The sequence below is a fragment of the Parabacteroides hominis genome (genome assembly GCF_014287585.1).
GTDB lineage: Bacteria > Bacteroidota > Bacteroidia > Bacteroidales > Tannerellaceae > Parabacteroides > Parabacteroides hominis.
In genome coordinates this window covers 1-20724 of sequence record NZ_JACOOJ010000054.1, presented here as the reverse complement: position 1 = coordinate 20724, position 20724 = coordinate 1, and the positions used below count along the sequence as shown (strand labels likewise).

The 20724-nt window shown below is 46.2% G+C and carries 21 protein-coding genes and 3 tRNA genes; 13 read left to right on the top strand and 11 right to left on the bottom strand.

Going from position 1 to position 20724, the window contains the following annotated elements; translation table 11 throughout:
- Positions 1-742 precede the first annotated feature (742 nt).
- Genes H8S65_RS21165 through H8S65_RS19280 form a run of 3 tightly spaced genes read left to right on the top strand, consistent with a single transcriptional unit; the run spans position 743 to position 2859 of the window.
- Entirely contained in the window at positions 743-1237 is a 495-nt protein-coding gene (locus H8S65_RS21165; RefSeq protein WP_255489323.1) for a helix-turn-helix domain-containing protein, read from the top strand.
- The gene (locus tag H8S65_RS19285) at positions 1230-2480 is read left to right on the top strand and encodes a M23 family metallopeptidase (protein WP_186931453.1); all 1251 of its coding nucleotides are present in this window, start codon (positions 1230-1232) and stop codon (positions 2478-2480) included. Before H8S65_RS21165 ends, H8S65_RS19285 begins: the two co-directional genes overlap by 8 nt.
- 10 nt (positions 2481-2490) lie before the next feature.
- Positions 2491-2859, top strand: a complete 369-nt coding sequence (locus H8S65_RS19280; protein WP_186931452.1) for a YccF domain-containing protein — start codon at positions 2491-2493, stop codon at positions 2857-2859.
- A gap of 10 nt (positions 2860-2869) precedes the next feature.
- Here the strand turns inward: H8S65_RS19280 and H8S65_RS19275 are convergent, their stop codons facing one another.
- The 9 genes from H8S65_RS19275 to ribD all read right to left on the bottom strand — a co-directional run bounded on the left by H8S65_RS19275 (position 2870) and on the right by ribD (position 12703).
- Complete coding sequence (locus tag H8S65_RS19275) at positions 2870-3529, bottom strand: M15 family metallopeptidase (RefSeq protein WP_186931451.1); 660 nt, start codon at positions 3527-3529, stop codon at positions 2870-2872.
- 133 nt (positions 3530-3662) lie between these two features.
- Positions 3663-4496 (bottom strand): glutamate racemase, encoded by an 834-nt coding sequence (murI, locus tag H8S65_RS19270; protein WP_186931450.1) that lies wholly within the window; start codon positions 4494-4496, stop codon positions 3663-3665.
- Positions 4497-4595: 99 nt separating this feature from the next.
- Positions 4596-5093 (bottom strand): OmpH/Skp family outer membrane protein, encoded by a 498-nt coding sequence (locus tag H8S65_RS19265; protein WP_186931449.1) that lies wholly within the window; start codon positions 5091-5093, stop codon positions 4596-4598.
- 72 nt (positions 5094-5165) lie between these two features.
- Entirely contained in the window at positions 5166-5681 is a 516-nt protein-coding gene (locus H8S65_RS19260) for an OmpH/Skp family outer membrane protein (RefSeq protein ID WP_005637338.1), read from the bottom strand.
- A gap of 203 nt (positions 5682-5884) precedes the next feature.
- Positions 5885-8578 (bottom strand): outer membrane protein assembly factor BamA, encoded by a 2694-nt coding sequence (gene bamA / locus H8S65_RS19255; RefSeq protein ID WP_186931448.1) that lies wholly within the window; start codon positions 8576-8578, stop codon positions 5885-5887.
- A gap of 14 nt (positions 8579-8592) precedes the next feature.
- A complete protein-coding gene (gene uppS, locus H8S65_RS19250; protein WP_186931447.1) occupies positions 8593-9336 on the bottom strand; it encodes an undecaprenyl pyrophosphate synthase in 744 nt (247 codons plus the stop codon).
- Positions 9337-9353: 17 nt separating this feature from the next.
- Positions 9354-10073 (bottom strand): type IX secretion system protein PorG, encoded by a 720-nt coding sequence (porG, locus tag H8S65_RS19245; protein ID WP_186931446.1) that lies wholly within the window; start codon positions 10071-10073, stop codon positions 9354-9356.
- 87 nt (positions 10074-10160) lie between these two features.
- Complete coding sequence (bamI, locus tag H8S65_RS19240) at positions 10161-11585, bottom strand: BamI family beta-barrel-assembly machinery protein (protein ID WP_186931445.1); 1425 nt, start codon at positions 11583-11585, stop codon at positions 10161-10163.
- A gap of 71 nt (positions 11586-11656) precedes the next feature.
- Entirely contained in the window at positions 11657-12703 is a 1047-nt protein-coding gene (gene ribD / locus H8S65_RS19235) for a bifunctional diaminohydroxyphosphoribosylaminopyrimidine deaminase/5-amino-6-(5-phosphoribosylamino)uracil reductase RibD (protein ID WP_186931444.1), read from the bottom strand.
- A gap of 282 nt (positions 12704-12985) precedes the next feature.
- Between ribD and prmC the strand changes: the two genes are divergently transcribed.
- Together prmC and H8S65_RS19225 are read left to right on the top strand one after the other, a co-directional pair.
- Positions 12986-13834 carry a peptide chain release factor N(5)-glutamine methyltransferase gene (gene prmC / locus H8S65_RS19230; protein WP_186931443.1) on the top strand — a complete coding sequence of 283 codons (849 nt, stop codon included), beginning with the start codon at positions 12986-12988 and terminating at the stop codon, positions 13832-13834.
- Positions 13831-14331 (top strand): regulatory protein RecX, encoded by a 501-nt coding sequence (locus H8S65_RS19225; RefSeq protein WP_186931442.1) that lies wholly within the window; start codon positions 13831-13833, stop codon positions 14329-14331. Before prmC ends, H8S65_RS19225 begins: the two co-directional genes overlap by 4 nt.
- Before the next feature lie 43 nt (positions 14332-14374).
- Here the strand turns inward: H8S65_RS19225 and H8S65_RS19220 are convergent, their stop codons facing one another.
- Together H8S65_RS19220 and H8S65_RS19215 are read right to left on the bottom strand one after the other, a co-directional pair.
- Complete coding sequence (locus tag H8S65_RS19220) at positions 14375-14935, bottom strand: outer membrane beta-barrel protein (RefSeq protein ID WP_186931441.1); 561 nt, start codon at positions 14933-14935, stop codon at positions 14375-14377.
- Positions 14936-14940: 5 nt separating this feature from the next.
- Positions 14941-16302 carry a C10 family peptidase gene (locus tag H8S65_RS19215; RefSeq protein ID WP_186931440.1) on the bottom strand — a complete coding sequence of 454 codons (1362 nt, stop codon included), beginning with the start codon at positions 16300-16302 and terminating at the stop codon, positions 14941-14943.
- A 154-nt stretch (positions 16303-16456) separates the two neighbouring features.
- Here H8S65_RS19215 and H8S65_RS19210 point away from each other — a divergent pair, with 154 nt between their 5' ends.
- The 8 genes from H8S65_RS19210 to H8S65_RS19175 all read left to right on the top strand — a co-directional run bounded on the left by H8S65_RS19210 (position 16457) and on the right by H8S65_RS19175 (position 20511).
- Entirely contained in the window at positions 16457-17137 is a 681-nt protein-coding gene (locus tag H8S65_RS19210; RefSeq protein ID WP_186931454.1) for a ComF family protein, read from the top strand.
- A gap of 126 nt (positions 17138-17263) precedes the next feature.
- Entirely contained in the window at positions 17264-17905 is a 642-nt protein-coding gene (gene pyrE, locus H8S65_RS19205; protein WP_008152633.1) for an orotate phosphoribosyltransferase, read from the top strand.
- Positions 17906-17911: 6 nt separating this feature from the next.
- Complete coding sequence (locus H8S65_RS19200) at positions 17912-18322, top strand: SRPBCC family protein (RefSeq protein ID WP_186931439.1); 411 nt, start codon at positions 17912-17914, stop codon at positions 18320-18322.
- 11 nt (positions 18323-18333) lie between these two features.
- Positions 18334-19671, top strand: coding sequence for an argininosuccinate lyase (gene argH, locus H8S65_RS19195; RefSeq protein WP_186931438.1), 1338 nt, complete (start codon positions 18334-18336; stop codon positions 19669-19671).
- A gap of 6 nt (positions 19672-19677) precedes the next feature.
- Complete coding sequence (locus tag H8S65_RS19190; protein WP_186931437.1) at positions 19678-20139, top strand: Rieske (2Fe-2S) protein; 462 nt, start codon at positions 19678-19680, stop codon at positions 20137-20139.
- Positions 20140-20235: 96 nt separating this feature from the next.
- Positions 20236-20308: transfer RNA gene (locus H8S65_RS19185), tRNA-Gly, on the top strand.
- 21 nt (positions 20309-20329) lie between these two features.
- Positions 20330-20414: transfer RNA gene (locus H8S65_RS19180), tRNA-Leu, on the top strand.
- Between the two features lie 24 nt (positions 20415-20438).
- Positions 20439-20511, top strand: a tRNA-Gly gene (locus H8S65_RS19175).
- Positions 20512-20724: the final 213 nt, after the last annotated feature.

Genomic DNA, 20724 nt, shown 5'->3' with positions numbered 1-20724 from the left:
CGGGATGATTGGGAGCTATCTTTTCCGATAAACTAACCGGAAAAAGTACATTTTGGTTGGATGTTAACTCTTTAAATACTATCTTAGCCATTGCTATAATGTTTGTTTTTTTGCAACGGTAAGATACTACTTTTTACCGAAATAAACAATAGCAAAAGGGGCTGTCACACTTTTTGGACAGCCCCTTTAAAAGATCAGGAGGCAAAGCCTCTTCCTCTGTGGACTTCAGTCCCTTTATCTATTGTATTTAAGGGGGTTAAAACCCACAGAGGAACCGGCAAAGCCGGGAACAATCATCTATCCGTCTGCTGAAGCAGACGGCAAAAGAGAGCTTGCGGCACGAGGTGCAGCCTTGCCTGTTAGCTCACCGGTAAATCTGCATTTACGGTTCAAACTTGTCAATACTACAATGGATTAAAAAAAACAACTATCATACTATCATGTTTCTTGTATATAACTTGAATATCACAACATAGAGGCATGATAGTTTCCTTTTTAACTATCATGCAACTATCATTCCGTACAAGCATTGATATTCACACTACAAAAAGCAAAGCATGATAGTATGACAGTTGTTTTCGCAATCAATAGCAAGTTTGCAGAATAATAATCCGAATGATGATTTACCGGTATCAACATTTATGCTTCGCCAATATCCGAATCAGCGACAAAGGAGTTGGTCAATTAATAAGGCTTACGGATTAATTTTGTATATTTGTTGCAACGTATAAAATAGTATGATATGGACACAAAAGATTTATTGAACGACAGCAGTATACATCACGGACGCAACCTCGTTCGCCTTATGAATAGAAAAGGACTTAAAGTGGAAGACCTGGAAAAGGCACTTCAATTGTCACAAAAACAGGTAGAGGAACTGATGGAGATGAAAAAGATAGACGACGAGATGTTGGATAAACTGGCAAAGGCTTTGGATGTTTCGGTTGAAACAATCAAAGAAATGAGAGCGGAAGAGGCTTCGGTCAATATTGAAAATAACACATTCAATATTGAAAATGAAAATAACACCAACAGCCCTGTATATAATAATATAGTAGGCCATCAGGAACAGACGAACAACCATAAATACGACAATGTTTCCTTCTCCCAAATCATCGATGCCTACCGGCTGATGTTAAAGCAGGAACGGGAAGAAGTCCACAGACTTCAAAAACGGATCGACGAACTGGAAAAACAAACAGGAAAACAAAAGAATCAGAAGCCGGAGAATGAATAAGAGCATCGTCCTATATTTGTTACTCGCAGGACTGCTTACCTGCTTTTCCTGCACACATACGAAACAACAACCCGAAGAAGAAGGAGTCGACAGCGAATGGCTGGACAGCTTGCAACACGTATATCAATACGGCGTTTGCATCGACTCGTTGAACGTGACGGAATATAAGATGAGAAACGGCGATAACCCAGCCTCTATCTTTTCTGCCCTCGGTTTCTCCGCCTTGAAAGCGGACAGCATTACGAAAGCCTCCATCAATGTCCTGGACCCGACCAAACTTCGCGCGGGTATGAACTATTATACGTTTACGACCCAGGACAGTGTGGCCGATATCCGCTATATCGCCTTTGCCAAATCACTTGTCGACTACGCCGTCATCGACCTGACAGGCAGTTCGATCCTGGCATACGAATTCAACAAGCCCATTACCATCAAACGCCATTATACGGAAGGCACGATCAATTCTTCCCTCTGGAACGTGATCAAGGCAAGCGGGGCAGACCCGTTGCTGGCGATCAAGATCTCGGATGTGTATGCCTGGCAGATCGACTTCTTCGACGTGAAGGAAGGAGACTCGTTCCGGGTACTGTATGACGTTGCCTATATAGACGACACCACCGCCCTGAATATCACCTCCATCGAGGGAGCCGTCTTCACGCATCAGGGAAAAGATTTTACAGCCATACCGTTTACCCAGGATAGCGTTTTCGAATATTTCGACCTCGAAGGAAACAGCCTCCGGAAGGCCTTCCTGAAAGCTCCGCTGGATTTCTTCCGCATCACTTCGCGCTTCACGAACGCCCGCTTCCATCCGATCCTGAAACGCTACCGGGCACATCATGGAGTGGACTATGCGGCTCCCGTCGGGACGGAGGTCAAGAGCATCGGGGCCGGGACCGTCATTGCCAAAGGTTATATGGGTGGCGGAGGCCATACGTTGAAAGTGAAACATAACTCCGTATATACGACTTCCTACATGCACCTGAGCAAATATGCCAAAGGCATACAAGTCGGCAGCCATGTCGGGCAGGGACAGGTAATCGGCTACGTCGGCTCGACGGGCCTTTCGACAGGGCCTCACCTCGATTTCCGGGTATACAAGAACGGACAGCCGATCAACCCGCTACAGATGGAAGCTCCGCCTTCGCTGCCGGTCAAACCGGAACTGCGCGACAGCTTCGCAATCGTGAAGCAGACGGTGTTGGCGGAATTGGACAGCATGAGAGTAAAAAACAATTTATAATATTGACGCTATGAAGTTTTTGGGAAATATCATCTGGCTTATCTGCGGCGGATTGATTACCGCTGTGGAATATCTGATATCCAGCTTGCTGCTGATGGTTACGATAATCGGTATCCCTTTCGGGTTGCAGACATTGAAGTTAGGAATGCTGGCCCTCTGGCCTTTCGGTAGCCGGGTGACGGACAACGGCAATTCAGGCGGTTGCCTGTGCTTAGTCATGAACGTGATCTGGATATTCATCGGTGGCTTTTGGATCTGCCTGACGCACCTGTTTTTCGGGTTGCTGTTGTGCATCACGATTATCGGTATTCCTTTCGGCCGGCAGCATTTCAAGATGGCTGCACTGGCTCTCACGCCGTTCGGAAAAAATATCGCCTAAGAGAAAGGGATCAGTCTATCACCGGATAGCCCTGTCGTGCTTCTGCACGAGTGCAAGCGTTGAAATGCCACCATTCGTACAGGATGGAACGGAATCCGGCTTTTCGCATAAGCCGTCGTAGCAGGCGGCGGTTTTCATATTCGGCGCGGGTAATCCGCCCGTTCTCCAGCAATGCCTCTTCGTTATTGGTATGCGCTTCTTCCCCGAAATAATCGAAAGGAGTGCCCATAGGAAGAGGCATTCCTTTTTCGTCGAGGATCGTCAGGTCGACAGCCAGCCCGTAGTTATGCAGGCCGCCTCCGTTCGCGGGATTGCTGACGTAATTCGTCTTATCGGTTCCCCGGACAAGCGCCCACATCTGCCTCTGTACCGACATGGGACGGGCAGCGTCATAGACCACAAACCGCCATCCGGGATGTTCCTGTTTCAACAGCCGATGGGCGGCAAGCAGTTTGCGGGCCGCATCGGGATGCAACCAGGCACGCGTGATCCCGGAATAAACAACTTTCCCAAGGAAATTATCCGCCGTCGCATATACCAGTTCCACCCGCAACGTCGTATCCATAGCGGAAACATCCACTAAGCCCCGTTCCGCCATATATCCATCCAGATCCTGCCCCTGGCAGAAAACGGAGAAAAGTAAAGAGAGTATGATGCAGATATATTTCATAATTTGCCAGATTTGAAACAATTTTAGGCACGGATTACACGGATTTCACGGTTTAAATATGTTTTGAAAAAACTTCTTGCCGTGTAATCCGTGAAATCCGTGCCTAAAATATAGGTTCAGTTTTTCTTAATTTTCAATCGATCGAAATCTGTTCCACCTCCACCGGATGGCTCAGGAAGACGGAGGCGGCATCTGAGAATTTGGTGGCGGATTCGGTGGTCAGGAAGCGGCAATCGCCTCGCTTTGTCAAACGCGCATCCATTTCGGGATGGCGGTGCAAATAGTCGGTCAGACTTGCAGCCACATATTCCCCTTGCGAAAACAGAGTGATTCCGGCAGGCAGGAACGCTTTGATCTTTTCGATCAGCAACGGATAGTGCGTGCAACCCAAGACAAGCGTATCGATCTCCGGATCGGCAGCCAGAATATGTTCCAGATGTTTCCGGACGAAATAGTCCGCTCCCGGTGAAGCAAATTCATTATTCTCGACCAACGGGACCCACATCGGGCAGGCTTCGCCCGTTACCGTCATGTGCGGAAACATCTTCTTTATTTCCATCGAATAGGAACCGGAAGTGATGGTTCCGTTCGTCCCCAAAATACCTACATGCTTGCTCTTGCTGATCTTATCCATCAACTCCACCGTCGGACGGATTACACCCAACACCCGGCGTTCCGGGTCCCACTGCGGCAAGTCCCGCTGCTGGATCGTACGCAATGCCTTTGCCGAAGCGGTGTTGCAAGCCAGGATCACAAGCTGGCATCCTTCATTGAAAAGCGTTTCCACAGCCTGCCTTGTAAAACGATACACAACCTCGAACGAACGCGGGCCGTATGGCGAACGGGCGTTATCGCCCAAATAAACATAATCATACCCCGGCATCGCTTCCATGATCTTATCAAAAATGGTAAGCCCTCCGTAACCGGAGTCGAAGATGCCAATCGGGCCTGGTGCTGGTGAAAACATGGGAGAAGTTATTAATTTAGAAATTCAAATGAGATATAGACAACAAAGGATGCCCCTCTTGGAAAGGCATCCTTCGCTATTTTATGATTGCTAATTATATTAGTTAATACCTAACTTAGCTTTTACGAACTGAGTTGCGTCAACTGCAGCGTTACCCTGATAAAGAACAATCTGCGGATCCAGAATATAAATATATCCTTTTTCGTCACCGACTGCCTTGATTGCATTTTTCAGTTTGTCCTGGATCGGAGTGAACAACTCACCCTGCTTCTTCTGGAAATCCTGCTGGGAAATCTGGATGAAGTTCTGTGTACGCTGTTCCATATCCTGCAATTCCTGCATTCTTCTCATTTTGATATTTTCTGTCAATGAATCCTGCTGAGCGACAAAATCAGAATACTTCTTATTGTATTCATCCTGCATGACCTGCATTTCGTTCTTATATTTGGCTTCCATGTCAGCCATTTGTTTCTGCATATTTGCAAATTCCGGCATAGCCTGGATCACTTCTTGCGTATTTACAATCGCAATCTTAGATTCTTGAGCAAAAACGCCCAACGGGAGCATCATCAACAAAAAAATAATCAGTTTCTTCATTTTCCTATAAAATATTACTTGTTATTAATCATATTCTTAACTTGCTTCATTAAAGCGCACAAATGTAAGCATTTATTTTGAATATCCTAACTTTATCAGGACTTCATTGCTTATATCGATCTTCGGAGAAGCAAAAATGATATTCATCGACGACGCCCGGTCCATGACCATCTGATAGCCTTTATCTTCGGAAATTTCCTTCACGGCATTGTAGATCTCATCCTGTATCGGTTTCATCAGGCTTTCGCGTTTCTTAAACAGCTCGCCTTCGGGACCGAAATACTTACGTTTCAAGTCCTGCGCTTCCTGTTCTTTCTGCACGATCGCTTCTTCACGTTTCGACTTCATCTCGGCAGACAGGAATACAAGATCACTCTGGTAAGTCTTGTACATGTTCTGCGCTTCCTGCTGGATAGCATCCACTTCGTTCTGCCATTTCTTGGAGACCTGGCTCAACTGCTCATTCGTCATTTCATAAGCCGGAATATTTTTCAATATATATTCCATATCTATTAAAGCAAACTTTTGTGCGTGCCCTGCAAACGAGCAGAGGAACAACAAACAGCTTAAGGCAATAATCTTTTTCATACACATGTCATTTATAGTTTTACCTTCTGACTGCAAAGATAAGAGAATTGAAAATTGAAAGTTGAAAATTGAAAATTAATAAGATACAATTAACAATTTAACAGACTTAGGAAAACTTCGTAAGGAAAGCCCGAACACAAAAGAGGCAACCGGAACCCAATCCGATTGCCTCTTTTGTGTTCGGGCTTTCAACTCTCAACTCCTTAAAACTCCTGTCCGATAATGAAGTGGAAGTTGCTGCCGCCTCTCTGGGAGCTTCCGTCGGGACGATCGAAACCGTAAGCCCAGTCGATACCCATCAAACCGATCATCGGGAGGAAGATACGAACGCCGACACCGGCAGAACGTTTCAACTGGAACGGGTTGAAATCTTTCAAATCTCTCCAGGCATTACCCGCTTCGACGAATACCAGACCATAGATCGTTGAAGACGGTTCCAGCAGGAACGGATAGCGCAACTCCATCGACAGGCGGGAGTAAGCATACCCATATGAATTGTAACCACCGTTACCGGCAATACTACCGTTTTCGTAACCTCTCAAACCGATCGTTTCGGTTGCATAGGTACTGGAATATCCGCTCATACCGTCACCACCCATATAGAAGGTTTCGAACGGAGATTTCTTATACTTGTTGTAAGAGCCTAAGAAACCGTATTCGATACGTGACATCAAGACCGGCGTACGTTTCACTGTCAGCGGAGCCAGCGGAGAGAAGATCTTCGCTTTGAATTTCCACTTATGGTATTCGATCATGCGGAACTTGGCTTCGTCCTGGTCGCTCATATTCTTGTAGTCCTTACCGTCCCACAATGACCAGGGCGGAGTTGCGGCAACCGAGAACATGAACTGTGAACCTCTACGTGTGTACAACGGGTTGTCGATAGAGTTACGCTGCAAGTTCAATTCCAGGTTGATGTTATGACAGTTACCGTTATTTACCAGGAAGTAATCCCAGTCTTTCATCATATACAACTGGTAGTTCAAAGTCGCCATAAACTGGAAGTAGTCATCCGGCCAGTTCAAACGTTTACCGTAACCGGCAGAAAGTCCGAACATCATGATCGACTTATCCGGGTCGTATGCCAGTTCATAGTTGTTATAGCCGCCATAACCATAATTGCCGTAGCCGTATCCATATCCGCCGTAACCGCCATAACCGCCATAGTACGGATAGCCATAACCATAGCCGTTGTAGCCGTAACTGTTATTACTCAAATAATTACTACTGATATCCGTCTGTTTGGAGAAGTAAGCGCTCACGGACAATGTATTCGGGCGTTTACCGCCGAACCACGGGTCCATAAATGAAATACTGTATGCCTGATAGTAACGTCCGTTTGTCTGGCCGCTCAATGTCAAGGTCTGTCCTTCCCCTTGCGGGATGATACCTTTATAAGTACTCGGATTCAGCAGGTTCTTCATAGAGAAGTTCGTAAACTTCAAACTCAGTTTACCGATCACACCTGTTTGTCCCCAACCGGCAGAGAACTCGATCTGGTCATTTGCCTTTGACACGAGGTTGTACTGGATATCCACCGTTCCGTTATCCGGATCGGGCAATGGCTGCGGAACCAGGTTTTCCGGGTCGAAATGTCCCATCTGTGCGATTTCACGGGTTGAACGCATCAAGTCTTCACGACTGAACAACATACCCGGCTTCGTACGGAGTTCACGACGAACGATGTCTTCATACAAACGGTCGTTACCATTGATGATAACCCGGTTGATCGTTGCCTGCGGACCTTCCTGAATACGGATTTCCAAAGAGATGGAGTCGTTGTCGACGTCCACTTCGACCGGATCCGCACCGAAGAAGATGTAACCGTTGTTATAATACAGGTTGGAAACAGCATCATCGTCGGTCGTCAATCGTTCATTCAGTTTTTTCTGGTTATAGACGTCGCCCGGCTTCATGCCTAAGATATAGGTCAGCTGTTCCGTCGGATATTTCGTATTGCCGACAAAGTTGATATCTTTCAGATAATACTTGTCGCCTTCTTCCACTTTCAGGAAGATATCCACACGCTTGTCATTATAGTTCACGACGCTGTCTTCCACAAGGACAGCATCACGATACCCTTTTTCGTTATATTTCTCGATAATGTGTTTCTTATCGTTTTCGTATTCTTCAGTCGTAAACTTCTTTGTGCTGAAGGCTTCCATGATACTGCTCTTCCAGTCGTTGGACAAGCTGAACTTTTCGTTCGTCTTCTTCATCGCCTTTTTCAAGTCGCGATCAGATAACGCACTGTTTCCTTCGAAATGGATCTTGTGGATCTTGGTTTTCTCGTTCTTGTTGATGTTGATGTCTACGATCACTTCGCCTTCATGCGCGATATCGTCTTTCTGAACGATTTCGACATCCACATTCTTAAAGCCTTTGCCATCGAAGAACTTCTTGATCAGCGTGGTTGCACGGTCGATCAGGTTAGGAGTCACCTGGTATCCTTTGCGCAAACCCAGACGGGCTTCCAGATCCTCACGTTCTCCCTTCTTGATACCATGATAGTTGACTTCCGAAATACGCGGACGCTGCTTGAGCTGGATTTCCAGCCAAACCCGGTCGCCCTCAATCTTTTTCGCCAGGATCTTTACATCCGAGAATAGTCCATGTTTCCAGAAACGTTTTACCGCATCCGTAATCGCTCCGCCCGGTTCAGGTATGGTAACTTCATCCCCTACCGACAAGCCGGAAAAGCCGATTAACACAAAATCATCATAATTCTTAATCCCCGTCACCGAAATACTATCAATGATATACCTTTTGGGAGGTGACGAATAGGAAATGACCGGCACTTCTGCCGGCTCTTCAACCTTGGTAGTGTCAGTTTCCTGAGCAAAAGCCCCGCAGGCAAATCCCAGGAAAATAAAAAACAGCACTATTCTTTTGTACATATAACAGCTATTGTTTATAAGATTAATTGCTCACTTGTCTTACCGAAGCGCCGTTCACGCTGCTGGTAATACAATATAGCTCCATACAACTCTTCTTCTCTAAAATCCGGCCAATACACATCGGTAAAGAAAAATTCGGCATACGACAACTGCCAAAGCAGGAAGTTGCTGACGCGTTGTTCTCCTCCGGTACGGATCAACAAATCCGGATCGGGAATACCTTTGGTTGTCAGGTGATCCGAGACGACAGCCTCGGTTATATCGTTGGGGTTTATTTTCTTCTCCACCGCCTCCCCGGCCAGGCGTTTCACAGCTTCGGTTATTTCCCAACGGGCCGAATAACTCAAAGCCAATATGAGCGTAACGCCCGTATTGGCCGAAGTCTGTGCGATACAATCCTGCAAGGTGGCATGTGCATCTGCCGGCAAGCGGTCCAGATTGCCGATCGACATCAGGCGGACATTATTTTTCATCAGGTCGGGAGTCTCGCGATGGATGGCTGCAACCAGCAGGCTCATCAGTGCCTGTACCTCCGCTTCCGGACGATTCCAGTTTTCCGTCGAAAACGTGTACATCGTCAGATATTTCAAACCTACGGTTGTAGCGGCTTCCACGACTTTACGGACAGAGACAACGCCCTCCTGATGCCCGTAGCTCCGGTCTTTCCCCTTCGCTTTGGCCCAGCGTCCGTTGCCATCCATAATAATCGCCACATGCTGCGGCAATCGATTTTTATCTATTTGTTCAATCAGCGACATAGTGTTTTCATCTATAACTACTGTATATTATCTATATTCTTCGCATTGTTGCAGGTCCTGCATCGCGGACCGAAATCCCAGGTAACCGTAAACAACAAAAAAGAATACCAATCTTTATTCTTCAAAAAACTACCTTTCATGTGGTAGGGATCATCCAGAAACGCATTGCCGTCGTCCGTCACGTCCAGGCCGTCGCCAAACAGTTTGCGGAACGAGAACTCGCATCCCAGGTTGATCCTGTTCTTTACCTTGTATTTCAAACCCACACCGAGCGGAATGTTCGGACCGGCAAAAGTCTTCCCGCTACCCGGCGCCACCGTCACACCCAATCCCATAAAAATATAGGGAGTGAAACGTTTTGCGTTTGAATACGCAAATTTGTCACTGTACGGAAAGAAGTTGAACTCCATCTGTCCGCCCAGTTCGATCAGGTTCCGGCTGAAAGAACCTTGTGCAAGATCCGGAAAAACATTTTCCTGTCCTTCGGTCGTGCCTGAGACCTGCCCCCACATCAAGTTGCCTTTGAAAGCCCACCTGAAATTGGCATTATAGCGGAAAACGGCCCCGAACGCGGGATTCAGCCCTTTAAAAAAAGCGTTCTTGTTGACATCGCCCATATAAAAGGCTCCGCCCGCCATTCCTCCGATCTCGTATTTATATTCTTGTGCGTGAAGACCGGTCATGCAACCGGCCAAAAGGACTAATATGAGTATGCGCTGAAAGAAAGTTGAAGTCATAATCGTTTTTTATTATAATCTATACCTTCTTTTCTAACGCCGAATCGCTCATAAAATTATATGGTCCTCCACGAACTTTCTTTATGCTTAAAAACCCAGGCGGTTAATACGACCGCGCCAGATTTGGTTCAATACATTCGAGCTATTGGTTTCTTTTCCGCCGAAAAGATACATATAATTGTCTTTATCCACATAGATAGAAGAGAACCCTCTTGCTTTGAACTGCTGCGGCATCACGACCAATGAATCCGACAAGTTCCAGTTTACGCCGCCGTCACGTGAGAGGTAAATGGCGGAAGAAGCCTTGCCTGCTTCATCGATACCGCTCAGCATAAACATTTTGTCGTCATATTCCGCCACGGCAACGCCCTCTTGCTTATCGAAAGGAGCCGCTTCGTCGTCCGTCAGCTTCGCCCAGACTCTGCCATCTTCCGTCGACCAGGCTGTATTTGTCAATCTATTGTCCTTGTCTCTTCCGGCAACCACTAACAGGCGGGCGCGGAACATCGAATTATAGGAAAGGTTGCCGAAACCGGTCAACGGGAAACCTTCGTTCAGAAGTGTCCCTTCATTCCATTCCTTCGCTTCATTCATATACCCGTAGACCAGCGTGCCATCCTTGTCGATAACCGCGCTAAGGGCTGAGGGCTGCTTGCCGGCTGCCGTAAAGTCATCGTCCACATCGATAGCGCCTAAAAGGGATTTTATCACCGGAGTATTTTCAACAAGCGACCAGTTTTGCCCATCTGCCGAACTATAAAGGGCGCCTTTCGTCGTAACGGCATAGACCGCATCTTCATAAGCCGTGATCTGGGAGAGAAGCACTTCTCCGGCAGGAAGGCCTGCAACAGTCAGCTTCGTCCAGTTCTTGCCGTCCGCAACAGCCGAGCGGTACAACTGGTAGCCTTCGCTTGCGTTTACAGGCTGCGTATACATATAATAAGACTCGTCATTTCCTTCACCGAAAACAACGACTTTTTCTTCCTTGACAGCACCGTCCGTAATGCCTTCTTTGTAAATGCCCCAAACCATCGAGTCGGGAACAACCTGGTGGATATTGACTTGTGCGAGATATGCCTTTGTGGTTTGAAGATCCCACAAGGTATTTATGAACTTCACCGGCTTGGAAAAATCCAGCGAATCTTCCAGATTCCAGGGGATCGTATCTCCGACCGCTTCCTGTATAACCTGGCAGCTATACACTGTCGAAGCCAGCTTAACCGTACAAATCACCTTTTCATCCAGCTTCGTCCCATAAGGCATGGAATCTATATTGAAGATACGCCCGGTTACCTGGTCGATCGTAAAAACGACATTCTTCAGTTCCGGGATAGAATCATTCGACAAAGAAAAAGATAGAATCTGACAATCTCTACTCAGCTCATATTGCGTATCATCCGAACCCAGACAGGACGACAATAACAGAGCACAACATCCGGCTATAAACAGTACTATTCTATTTTTCATCAAAAAATAAGTTTGTTGCATATAAAGGCACAAAAGTAGAAACATTTTTTGCTTTATACCTCATATAGGGGAATATTTATAATATTTTAGTGTCGTTACGAATTATAAAGTTCATTTTAAACCTTTTGTTTCCAGGTTTCCAAAAGATGTCCATGCCTCAGTTCCGTGGTGGCCGTCATGCCGGAAACAGCAGGCGCTTTTACGCCTGAACCCAGAGCTGCCGGAGCCGTTTCAACCCAGGCTTCATCCCACAAGCCGGCGTCAAGGAAACTTTCCAACAGCCTCGCGCCTCCTTCGACCATCAACGAATTCAAATTCTGCCCATATAAATATTGCAGGACTTGCGGCAAGACCTCCTGCCCGAAATCGATCCGCACATACTCGACATTCGGTCGGCTTTCGGCTTCAACGGCTGTAAACACGAGCGTGCGCACCGCGCCATCCAGCAGATGCGAACCGGCCGGCAGCTTCAACGTCCGGTCGAGCACTACCCTGACCGGAGACCGGCCGGCCCAATGCCGCACGGTCAGCGACGGATTGTCCAACAACGCCGTACGTGTCCCGACCATAATGGCCGCCACTTCGGAACGAAGCCGGTGAACCCTTCGGAGAGTCTCGGCAGAGGACAGAAGCGCGGGAGGCTCGGATGCATCCTCCCGCCGGACATCCATAAAACCATCTGCGCTCTGCGCCCATTTCAGGTAGACATAAGGACGTTTCCGTATCTGGAAAGTCATAAAAGCAGGATTCAGGGCACGTGCCTCTTCTTCCAGCACTCCCGTCACGACTTCGACACCCGCCTCGCGCAGCATGCGTACTCCCCGCCCCGACACCTCCGGGAACGGGTCCAAAGTGCCGACCACGACACGCGGGATGCCTTTCCTTATAATCAACTCCGCACAGGGAGGCGTCTTTCCGTAATGGGAACAGGGTTCGAGACTCACATAGATAGTAGAATCCCGCAAAAGCGCTTCATCCCGGACGGAAGCCACCGCATTCACTTCGGCATGCGCTTCGCCGCATTTGCGATGAAATCCTTCTCCTATAATCTTTCCTTTATGTACAATCACCGCACCGACCAGCGGGTTCGGAGCCGTATTGCCTTCTCCTCCCCGTGCAAGCTCGATGCAGCGGGCCATATATTTCTCTTCGACAACCATCATTGCAAATTGTTTTTACATCCGACCAAACAATGATTTGCCCGCATCCAGCCCCGAAATTCCCTCCGGGTAATTGCCTGCCGACGATTGTCGGCAGGCCTGCTGACAATTGTCGACAAACCTGCCGACGGTTGTCGACAAGCCTGCCGACAATTGTCGACAAGCAAATTATTCGCTACTAAGGTACGGAGAAATCTGCGATATTTCTTCTTCTATCCATCATATTTTCAAAAACCCGCCTATATAAGCGAAGAATTCCGTACTTTTGCAAAAAAATATATTCGCATGACTGAAACCATCGCATACATTAAGGAATCTTTGAGGAATCTATATCCGTCTTCCGAGGTCAGCAGCCTGGTTCGTTTAATCATGGAGCGGGTTTGTAATATTCAGCCGCATCATTTTTTATTTTGTAAAGACAAAGAATTGTCCGAAAACGAAAAGAACCGGATTCATGAAATAGTCGAACGCCTGAAACAGATGGAGCCTATCCAATACATATTAGGTACGGCCGATTTCTACAGCCTGCAGTTCGAAGTGGACCCGTCCGTCCTGATACCGCGCCCGGAAACCGAAGAACTGGTCGAACAGGTCATCCTCGACAACGCAGATAAAAGGATCAAGATATTGGATATCGGAACGGGCAGCGGCTGCATAGCCGTCACGCTCCGGAAACATCTGAAAAAAGCAAGCGTGATTGCGACAGACATTTCAGCGGAAGCGCTCGCGACCGCCCGCAGGAACGCCAAGCGCAACAACGCAACGATCACTTTTATCCAGACGGACATCCTGGACCCGGAGAAAGCGGAAATGGACATTCCGTTCATCCTCGACGTCATTGTCAGCAACCCACCCTACATCAAGGAGGAAGAAAAGAAAGACATGGAGAGGAACGTGCTGGACTACGAGCCGCACTTGGCTCTTTTCGTCCCGGACAACGACCCGCTGCTCTATTATTGGCATATCGCCCATTTCGGAAAGAATAAGCTGAGAAGAAACGGTTGCCTCTACTTCGAAATCAATGCGGCATGCGGCAATATGGTTGTCGAGATGCTGGAGGAAGAAGGCTATAAGAATATCGAATTGATCCAGGACCTGTCGGGCAGGGATCGGATCGTAAAAGCACGCAAATGAAACAGGCCAGCGAGTCTGAAATGCTTCACCGGGCAGCGGCCTATTGCTCTGCCAGCGAACGTTGCATCCAGGACGTAGAAAAGAAAATCAAAGCAGCGGGACTGACGGGGGAAGAAAGCGACCGGATCGTCGCCCGCCTGCTGAAAGAACGTTTTATCGACGAAAGCCGCTTCGCCCGCTATTTCGTAAACGACAAATTGCGCTTCAACAAATGGGGACGTGTCAAGATCAATTACGAGATGCAGCGGAAAGGCATTCCGTCCGATATCCGCTCGGAAGCATTGGCGAACATCGACGAACAAGAATACCAGTCCATCCTCCTTTCCCTCCTGAAAAGCAAGAAGAAAGCAACCCGTGGCAAGGACGACCGGGATGTTTACACCAAGCTGCTCCGGTTCGCCGCCGGACGCGGCTTCGAGATGAGGGAGGCCGGCCGTTGCCTGAAACAACTGTTCAACAGTTCTGGCTATGAAGAATATGACAGCGATGATTATTGATCGAATCGATTCGTTTCAATGGTCATCGCTATCATTACACAAACTATTTGTTCCTTCTATACAAACACCAACCAACCGATATTTGAAATACACTATTCCTCATAGGATCAAAACCGCTTGTTTTCATATTTGACAATAAACCAATGTTGTAATTAGCAGCCAAGTCTAATCCGAACTGAAAACGATATCCCAGACCAAACGTTGCAGACAACATACAGTTGCGAGATTCGGCAGGAGCACCTCCATCAAACAGCATCGTATTGCGGTCCAGACAAATATCCATTTGAGGCCCGACAAAAACATTTAAACCTTTACAGGCAGGTATATAATATTTACCTTTCAAAGGGATCAACAGGTAATGATCCTTCTGGCGATACCCATCGAAGTCAACTCCCTGCATCGAATATAAAACATCAGCTTCCAATGCCCAACAATCTTTTTTCCATTCTCCGAACAGCCCGACATTTCCGAAACATCCCCAATCATCCGCGTAATTGGTTATTCGAGCCATATTCAAACCTCCTCGGATACCTATTGCCCATTCTTGAGCCGAAGCGTTCAAAAACAACAAAGCTAAAATTAAGCATACAATTACTCGTTTCATGATTATCACTTTATTCCGTTCAACATTTTTCTATTTTTAGTATAATTGAAAGGTTCTTTCTTACCTTCACCCTTATCATAATACCCTGTAAAGCTACTATACCAACCATCAGCATTACCGTATTGCCCCCAATTACATCTTAGATATTGACTTATCGTTCCTCCAATATCTACTTTTATTCTCCAAATATCATACCCGTCATCTTTTTCATATAAATCATAATTCGTAACAATCACAGTTTTTGTTCCTTCCACCAACCATGCATGCCCTCCACTACTATCACCTCCACGAAGCAAAACAGGTCCACAAGTGTTCAATGCCCTTTGTAAATCCAGATAATCATAATCACATTCACCTCCCACACTATATCCATTATTTTTTAAAAACTTCGCCGATTTATCTAAACTGGAATTAGTTCCAGAAACTTTTGGATCTCCTATCTTCATACTATAAAATAAATCGTACATAAGTGATTGCAATTTTTTATTATAACTATCCGGCATCAATGTAATACTATTCCAATCATTTAAAGTAATATCTTTATATACCTTTTTATGATAAGCCATTATTTGAGCTACTGCTACCATTTGACATCCTACCCAAGCTTTTCCATTTTTAGTTTCAATGCCACTGACCAATGGAAGCAACCCATTATACGGATCAGCCTGCCCCCATTTTGTCTTCAACAATTTCTCATTAACAAGTTCTTCATATCCTGTATCTCCACTTCCCATATAAGTGTAGTCCCACGGAACATATGAAACATCAGGGACTGTCCATGTATGAATATTTCCATCATCAACCCAACCTTTGGTTTTAATAAAACGCATCTGCACTTCTCTATATAAAGAATCTTGATTATAGGAGCTTACCTTTTGTCTCATATACACAGCAAGTTCATCACAAAACAATTTTAACCCCTTATTAGATACAGTATCAGAAATAGAACCCTTTTCACAAAATGAAAAAACTTCTGGCACCCGATAATCTGCGGAAACTATAGAAAATCCCATATCTCCATCTTTAGTAAATTCTACTATATAACATGATACATTTTCTTCACTCTTTGTGAAAATTTTATCAAAGAACTCTTTCCGACAAGACTTTATTTCAAAAAAGCTATTGTTTTTTGTCTGAACTTTTTCCATGAACATTTTTTGTACCATTAATATTGCCTCTTTCTCAGGAATCACAGTACTACCATTCGATTCAATCCTTAATGCTAAAGCCTCATCTAAAGACAAATCTAATTCTAACATTTTCACATTACACTTGACTTCCTCGTTTATATTTTCTGAACAAGAAATAAAAACAATGAGCATTAAACCTAAGCAAATCAAATTGCTATAAAAAATAGTTTTATTCATAAGCATTTTATTTAAAAGTTAATTATTCATCTTGCCATAAAGATAGTAAATTTAAACACATAATCAAAAGCATAATAAAAAACTTTGGCTAAATTTGATGCCATAGCCAATAACCAATTATTTCTTATCTTTACAAAAATAATTAATCGTTATGATGATTTTGAATGATCTCCTGAACCTGTTCTTTCCCCGCCTCTGCCTGCTTTGCCAGACGCCTTTGGTGGAAGGGGAAGAGCACATTTGCCTGCATTGTTCGAATCATTTGCCCTACACGCATTTTACGGATATGGAGACTAATCCGGTCTGCCTGCTTTTCCAGGGGAAAGTGTCTTTCGTCGCCGCCACCGCTTTACTCCATTTCAAGAAAGGGGGAAGCGGGCAAAAGCTGATCCATTCCTTAAAATATCATGGGAACAAAAAGCTCGGATACGAACTGGGACGCATGGCGGCCACCGCCTATCGGGAGACAGGGCTGTTCGACACCGTCGATCTCCTTTTGCCGGTTCCGCTCCACCCGAAGAGAATGAGGCAAAGAGGTTATAACCAGTCGGAATGGATCGCACGCGGCATCCAATCCGTCACCGGAATCGCAGTCGACACCTCGTCCCTGTCCCGCATCAAAAAGACCGAAAGCCAAACCCGCAAGCAGATATTCGAACGGTCGGAAAACGTAGAGGACATCTTTCGCCTGGACAATGCCGATGCGTTGAAAAACAAACATGTTTTGCTGTTAGACGATGTCATTACGACCGGCTCTACCATGCGTGCATGCGCAGAAGCCATGAAAGCTATATACGGCATCCGGATCAGTATTTTAGGCATAGCCGTAGCATAAGCCGGCACAAACTTTCCCTAAACCTGTTATACAATATATATGGCTTATTTTTTTGAAGAACTACAAGGTTATCTCATTCCCTTTGTCTACCTTTGCGGACTGATATAAACATATTTATTAGGTTGTATGAAAACACTGGAAAGATTAGTAGCAGAGAGATTATTAAAGATCAAGGCGGTCAAATTGCAACCGGCCAATCCTTTCACATGGGCATCCGGCTGGAAATCACCAATCTACAACGACAACAGAAAGACGCTTTCCTATCCGGAAATCAGAAGTTTCATCAAGTTGGAACTGGCTCGCACAATCAGCGAAAAGTACGAAAATGCCGATGCTATCGCCGGTGTTGCAACCGGAGCAATCGCCCAGGGTGCATTGGTAGCCGACCTGTTAGGGCTGCCGTTCGTGTACATCCGTTCCACTCCTAAAGATCACGGATTGGAAAACCTGATCGAAGGCGAACTGAAGCCGGGTTCAAAAGTAGTGATCGTTGAAGATTTGGTTTCTACAGGCGGTAGCAGCTTGAAGGCCGTACAGGCCGTTCGTAATTTCGGTTGCGACGTTGCCGGCATGGTTGCCATCTTTACATACGGTTTCCCTGTTGCAGTAGAGGCTTTCAAAGAAGCAAAAGTAACGCTGACGACTCTGAGCAACTACGATGCAGTCCTGGAAGAAGCATTGCGCACAGATTACATTGACGAATCCGAAATTGCAGTCCTTCAGGAATGGCGCAAAGATCCGGCAAACTGGAATCCCGAAGCAAAGTAAGTAGAAATGACTGAATTTGTTAGTGAAGTGAAAACGATCCCCTGCAACGAGGATCGTATTTTTAATATGCTGTCCGACCTCTCCAACCTGGAAAAGGTGCAGGACCGCATACCTCAGGATAAGATTAAAGATTTCGAGTTCGACAAAGACTCTTGCAGTTTTTCCGTCGCACCGGTAGGCAAGATAACCTTCCAGATCGTGGAACGTGAACCGAACAAGACGATCAAATTCACGACTACGAACTCCCCTGTTCCCCTGTTCCTCTGGATTCAGTTGAAACAGGTAGAAGAGAACGACACACGAATGAAACTGACTGTCCGCGCCGAACTGAATCCGTTTATCAAACCAATGGTATCAAAACCGTTGCAGGATGCGATCGATAAAATATCGACCATACTGGCATCCCTGCCTTATTAATTGTATTTTTGATGGCTCAGAAACTTTGGGAAAAGAATGTTCAGGTAGACCAGGAAGTGGATACCTTTACGGTAGGCAAAGACCGTGAGATGGATCTCTATCTCGCCAAGTACGACGTGCTCGGCTCGATGGCTCATATCACCATGCTGGAAAGCATCGGGCTGCTTACCAAAGAGGAACTGACGGTCCTGCTTGCCGAACTGAAAAATATCTATGCCGTTGCCGACAGCGGCCGGTTTGTAATTGAAGAAGGCGTGGAAGACGTCCACTCGCAGGTGGAACTGATGCTGACACGCCGCCTGGGTGACACAGGGAAAAAGATACACAGCGGACGTTCACGCAACGACCAGGTGTTGCTGGACCTGAAACTGTTCACCCGCGCACAAATCCAGGAAATCGTAGAACTCGTATCCGGCCTGTTCGAGGTGCTGATCTCGCAGAGCAGCCGGTATAAGGATGTGCTGCTTCCCGGATATACGCATTTACAGATTGCCATGCCGTCATCGTTCGGACTTTGGTTCGGCGCTTATGCCGAAAGCCTCGCCGACGATCTGCAGATGATGCAGGCTGCTTATAAGGTTTGCAACCGTAACCCGTTAGGCTCTGCTGCCGGATATGGATCTTCATTCCCGCTGAGACGCCAGATGACAACGGATCTGCTCGGCTTCGACTCGCTCGATTATAATGTCGTCTACGCCCAAATGGGACGTGGCAAGATGGAACGTACCGTGGCTTTTGCCATGGCGGGAATTGCGGCCACCCTTTCCAAACTGGCTTTCGACGCTTGCATGTTCAACAGCCAGAACTTCGGTTTTATCAAATTGCCGGATCAGTTCACGACAGGCTCCAGCATCATGCCGCACAAAAAGAATCCGGACGTATTCGAGTTGACGCGCGCCAAATGCAACAAGCTGCAAGGATTGCCCCAGCAGATTACGCTGATCAGCAACAACCTTCCATCGGGCTATTTCCGCGACCTGCAGATTATAAAGGAAGTATTCCTTCCCTCTTTCGACGAGTTGAAAGACTGCCTTCGCATGGTTACTCACATGATGCGGGAAGTAAAGGTGAACGAGCATATCTTAGACGATGACAAATATGCACTCCTCTTTAGCGTAGAGGAGGTAAACCGCCTCGTGCTGGAAGGCGTGCCTTTCCGTGATGCTTACAAGCAGGTAGGATTGAACATCGAAGCGGGTAAATTCGTCCCTGTCAAGGAAGTTCATCATACGCACGAAGGAAGCATCGGTAATTTATGCAATGACCAGATTTCCGCCCTGATGCAAAATATTGTGGACGGTTTCGCGTTTAATAAAGTAAACGAAGCTGAACAACAGCTCTTATCTTAATAAACGATGAAACGATTTTTATTTTGCTTACTTATATTATTAGCTTGTTCGTGTTCCAAATTCGAGGAATCGGACATTCCTTACGCACCGGTATATTTGGAAATCGACCTGCGCTTTGGAGACAATGATCTGGTAGGCATATACAATCACAAATCCATCACTAAAGCCCGTACCGCCGGAGAAAAGACCGGATATTCGGGCGTATTGGTCGTTTGCGGAATCGATTCGTATGGCAATACGACTTACTTTGCTTTCGACCTTTGTTGCCCTCATGAAGCAAAAAGAAACATTATTATCGAACCTAATAATGCAGGTACGGCAACTTGCCCCGAATGCGGTACGGAATACGACATAGCAGCTTATGGCGGTACAGGTGCTCCGGTAAATGGGGTTTCCAAATATCCTTTAAGAAGATATACTGTCTCTTCCAATTCGTCCAGTGGACAGGAATGGGTCGTGATAAATTAAAAAATACAGGATAAAACGTAACTTTTTTATCCAAATATTTGCAGAAACAAAAATTTCATCTACCTTTGCACTCGCAAACGAAAACAATGCAACAACGCGGAAGTAGCTCAGTTGGTAGAGCATAACCTTGCCAAGGTTAGGGTCGCGGGTTCGAGTCCCGTCTTCCGCTCATCTCTTAAGAGAAAGGGATGCTCGAATGGTGGAATCGGTAGACACGAAGGACTTAAAATCCTTTGGCCATTGCGGCTGTGCGGGTTCAAGTCCCGCTTCGAGTACACAAGTTTGAGCAAACATGTTTTGCGGAAGTAGCTCAGTTGGTAGAGCATAACCTTGCCAAGGTTAGGGTCGCGGGTTCGAGTCCCGTCTTCCGCTCGCTTCCAAAAGGCCTCGGTATTATTTATAATATCGGGGCTTTTTACTTTCAATAGTATAATAAAAAAGAAGGTGTCTGAAAAGGATGCCTTCTTTTTTTGTTATGCCGCCCGTTTATTATCCATTTTTATTTTTAAAACATCTTTGGTCTTCTCAATTGTCTCTCTTCGGGAAGTAATCCTACAGAAATAAGTAAAAAATAAAAGAGAACTG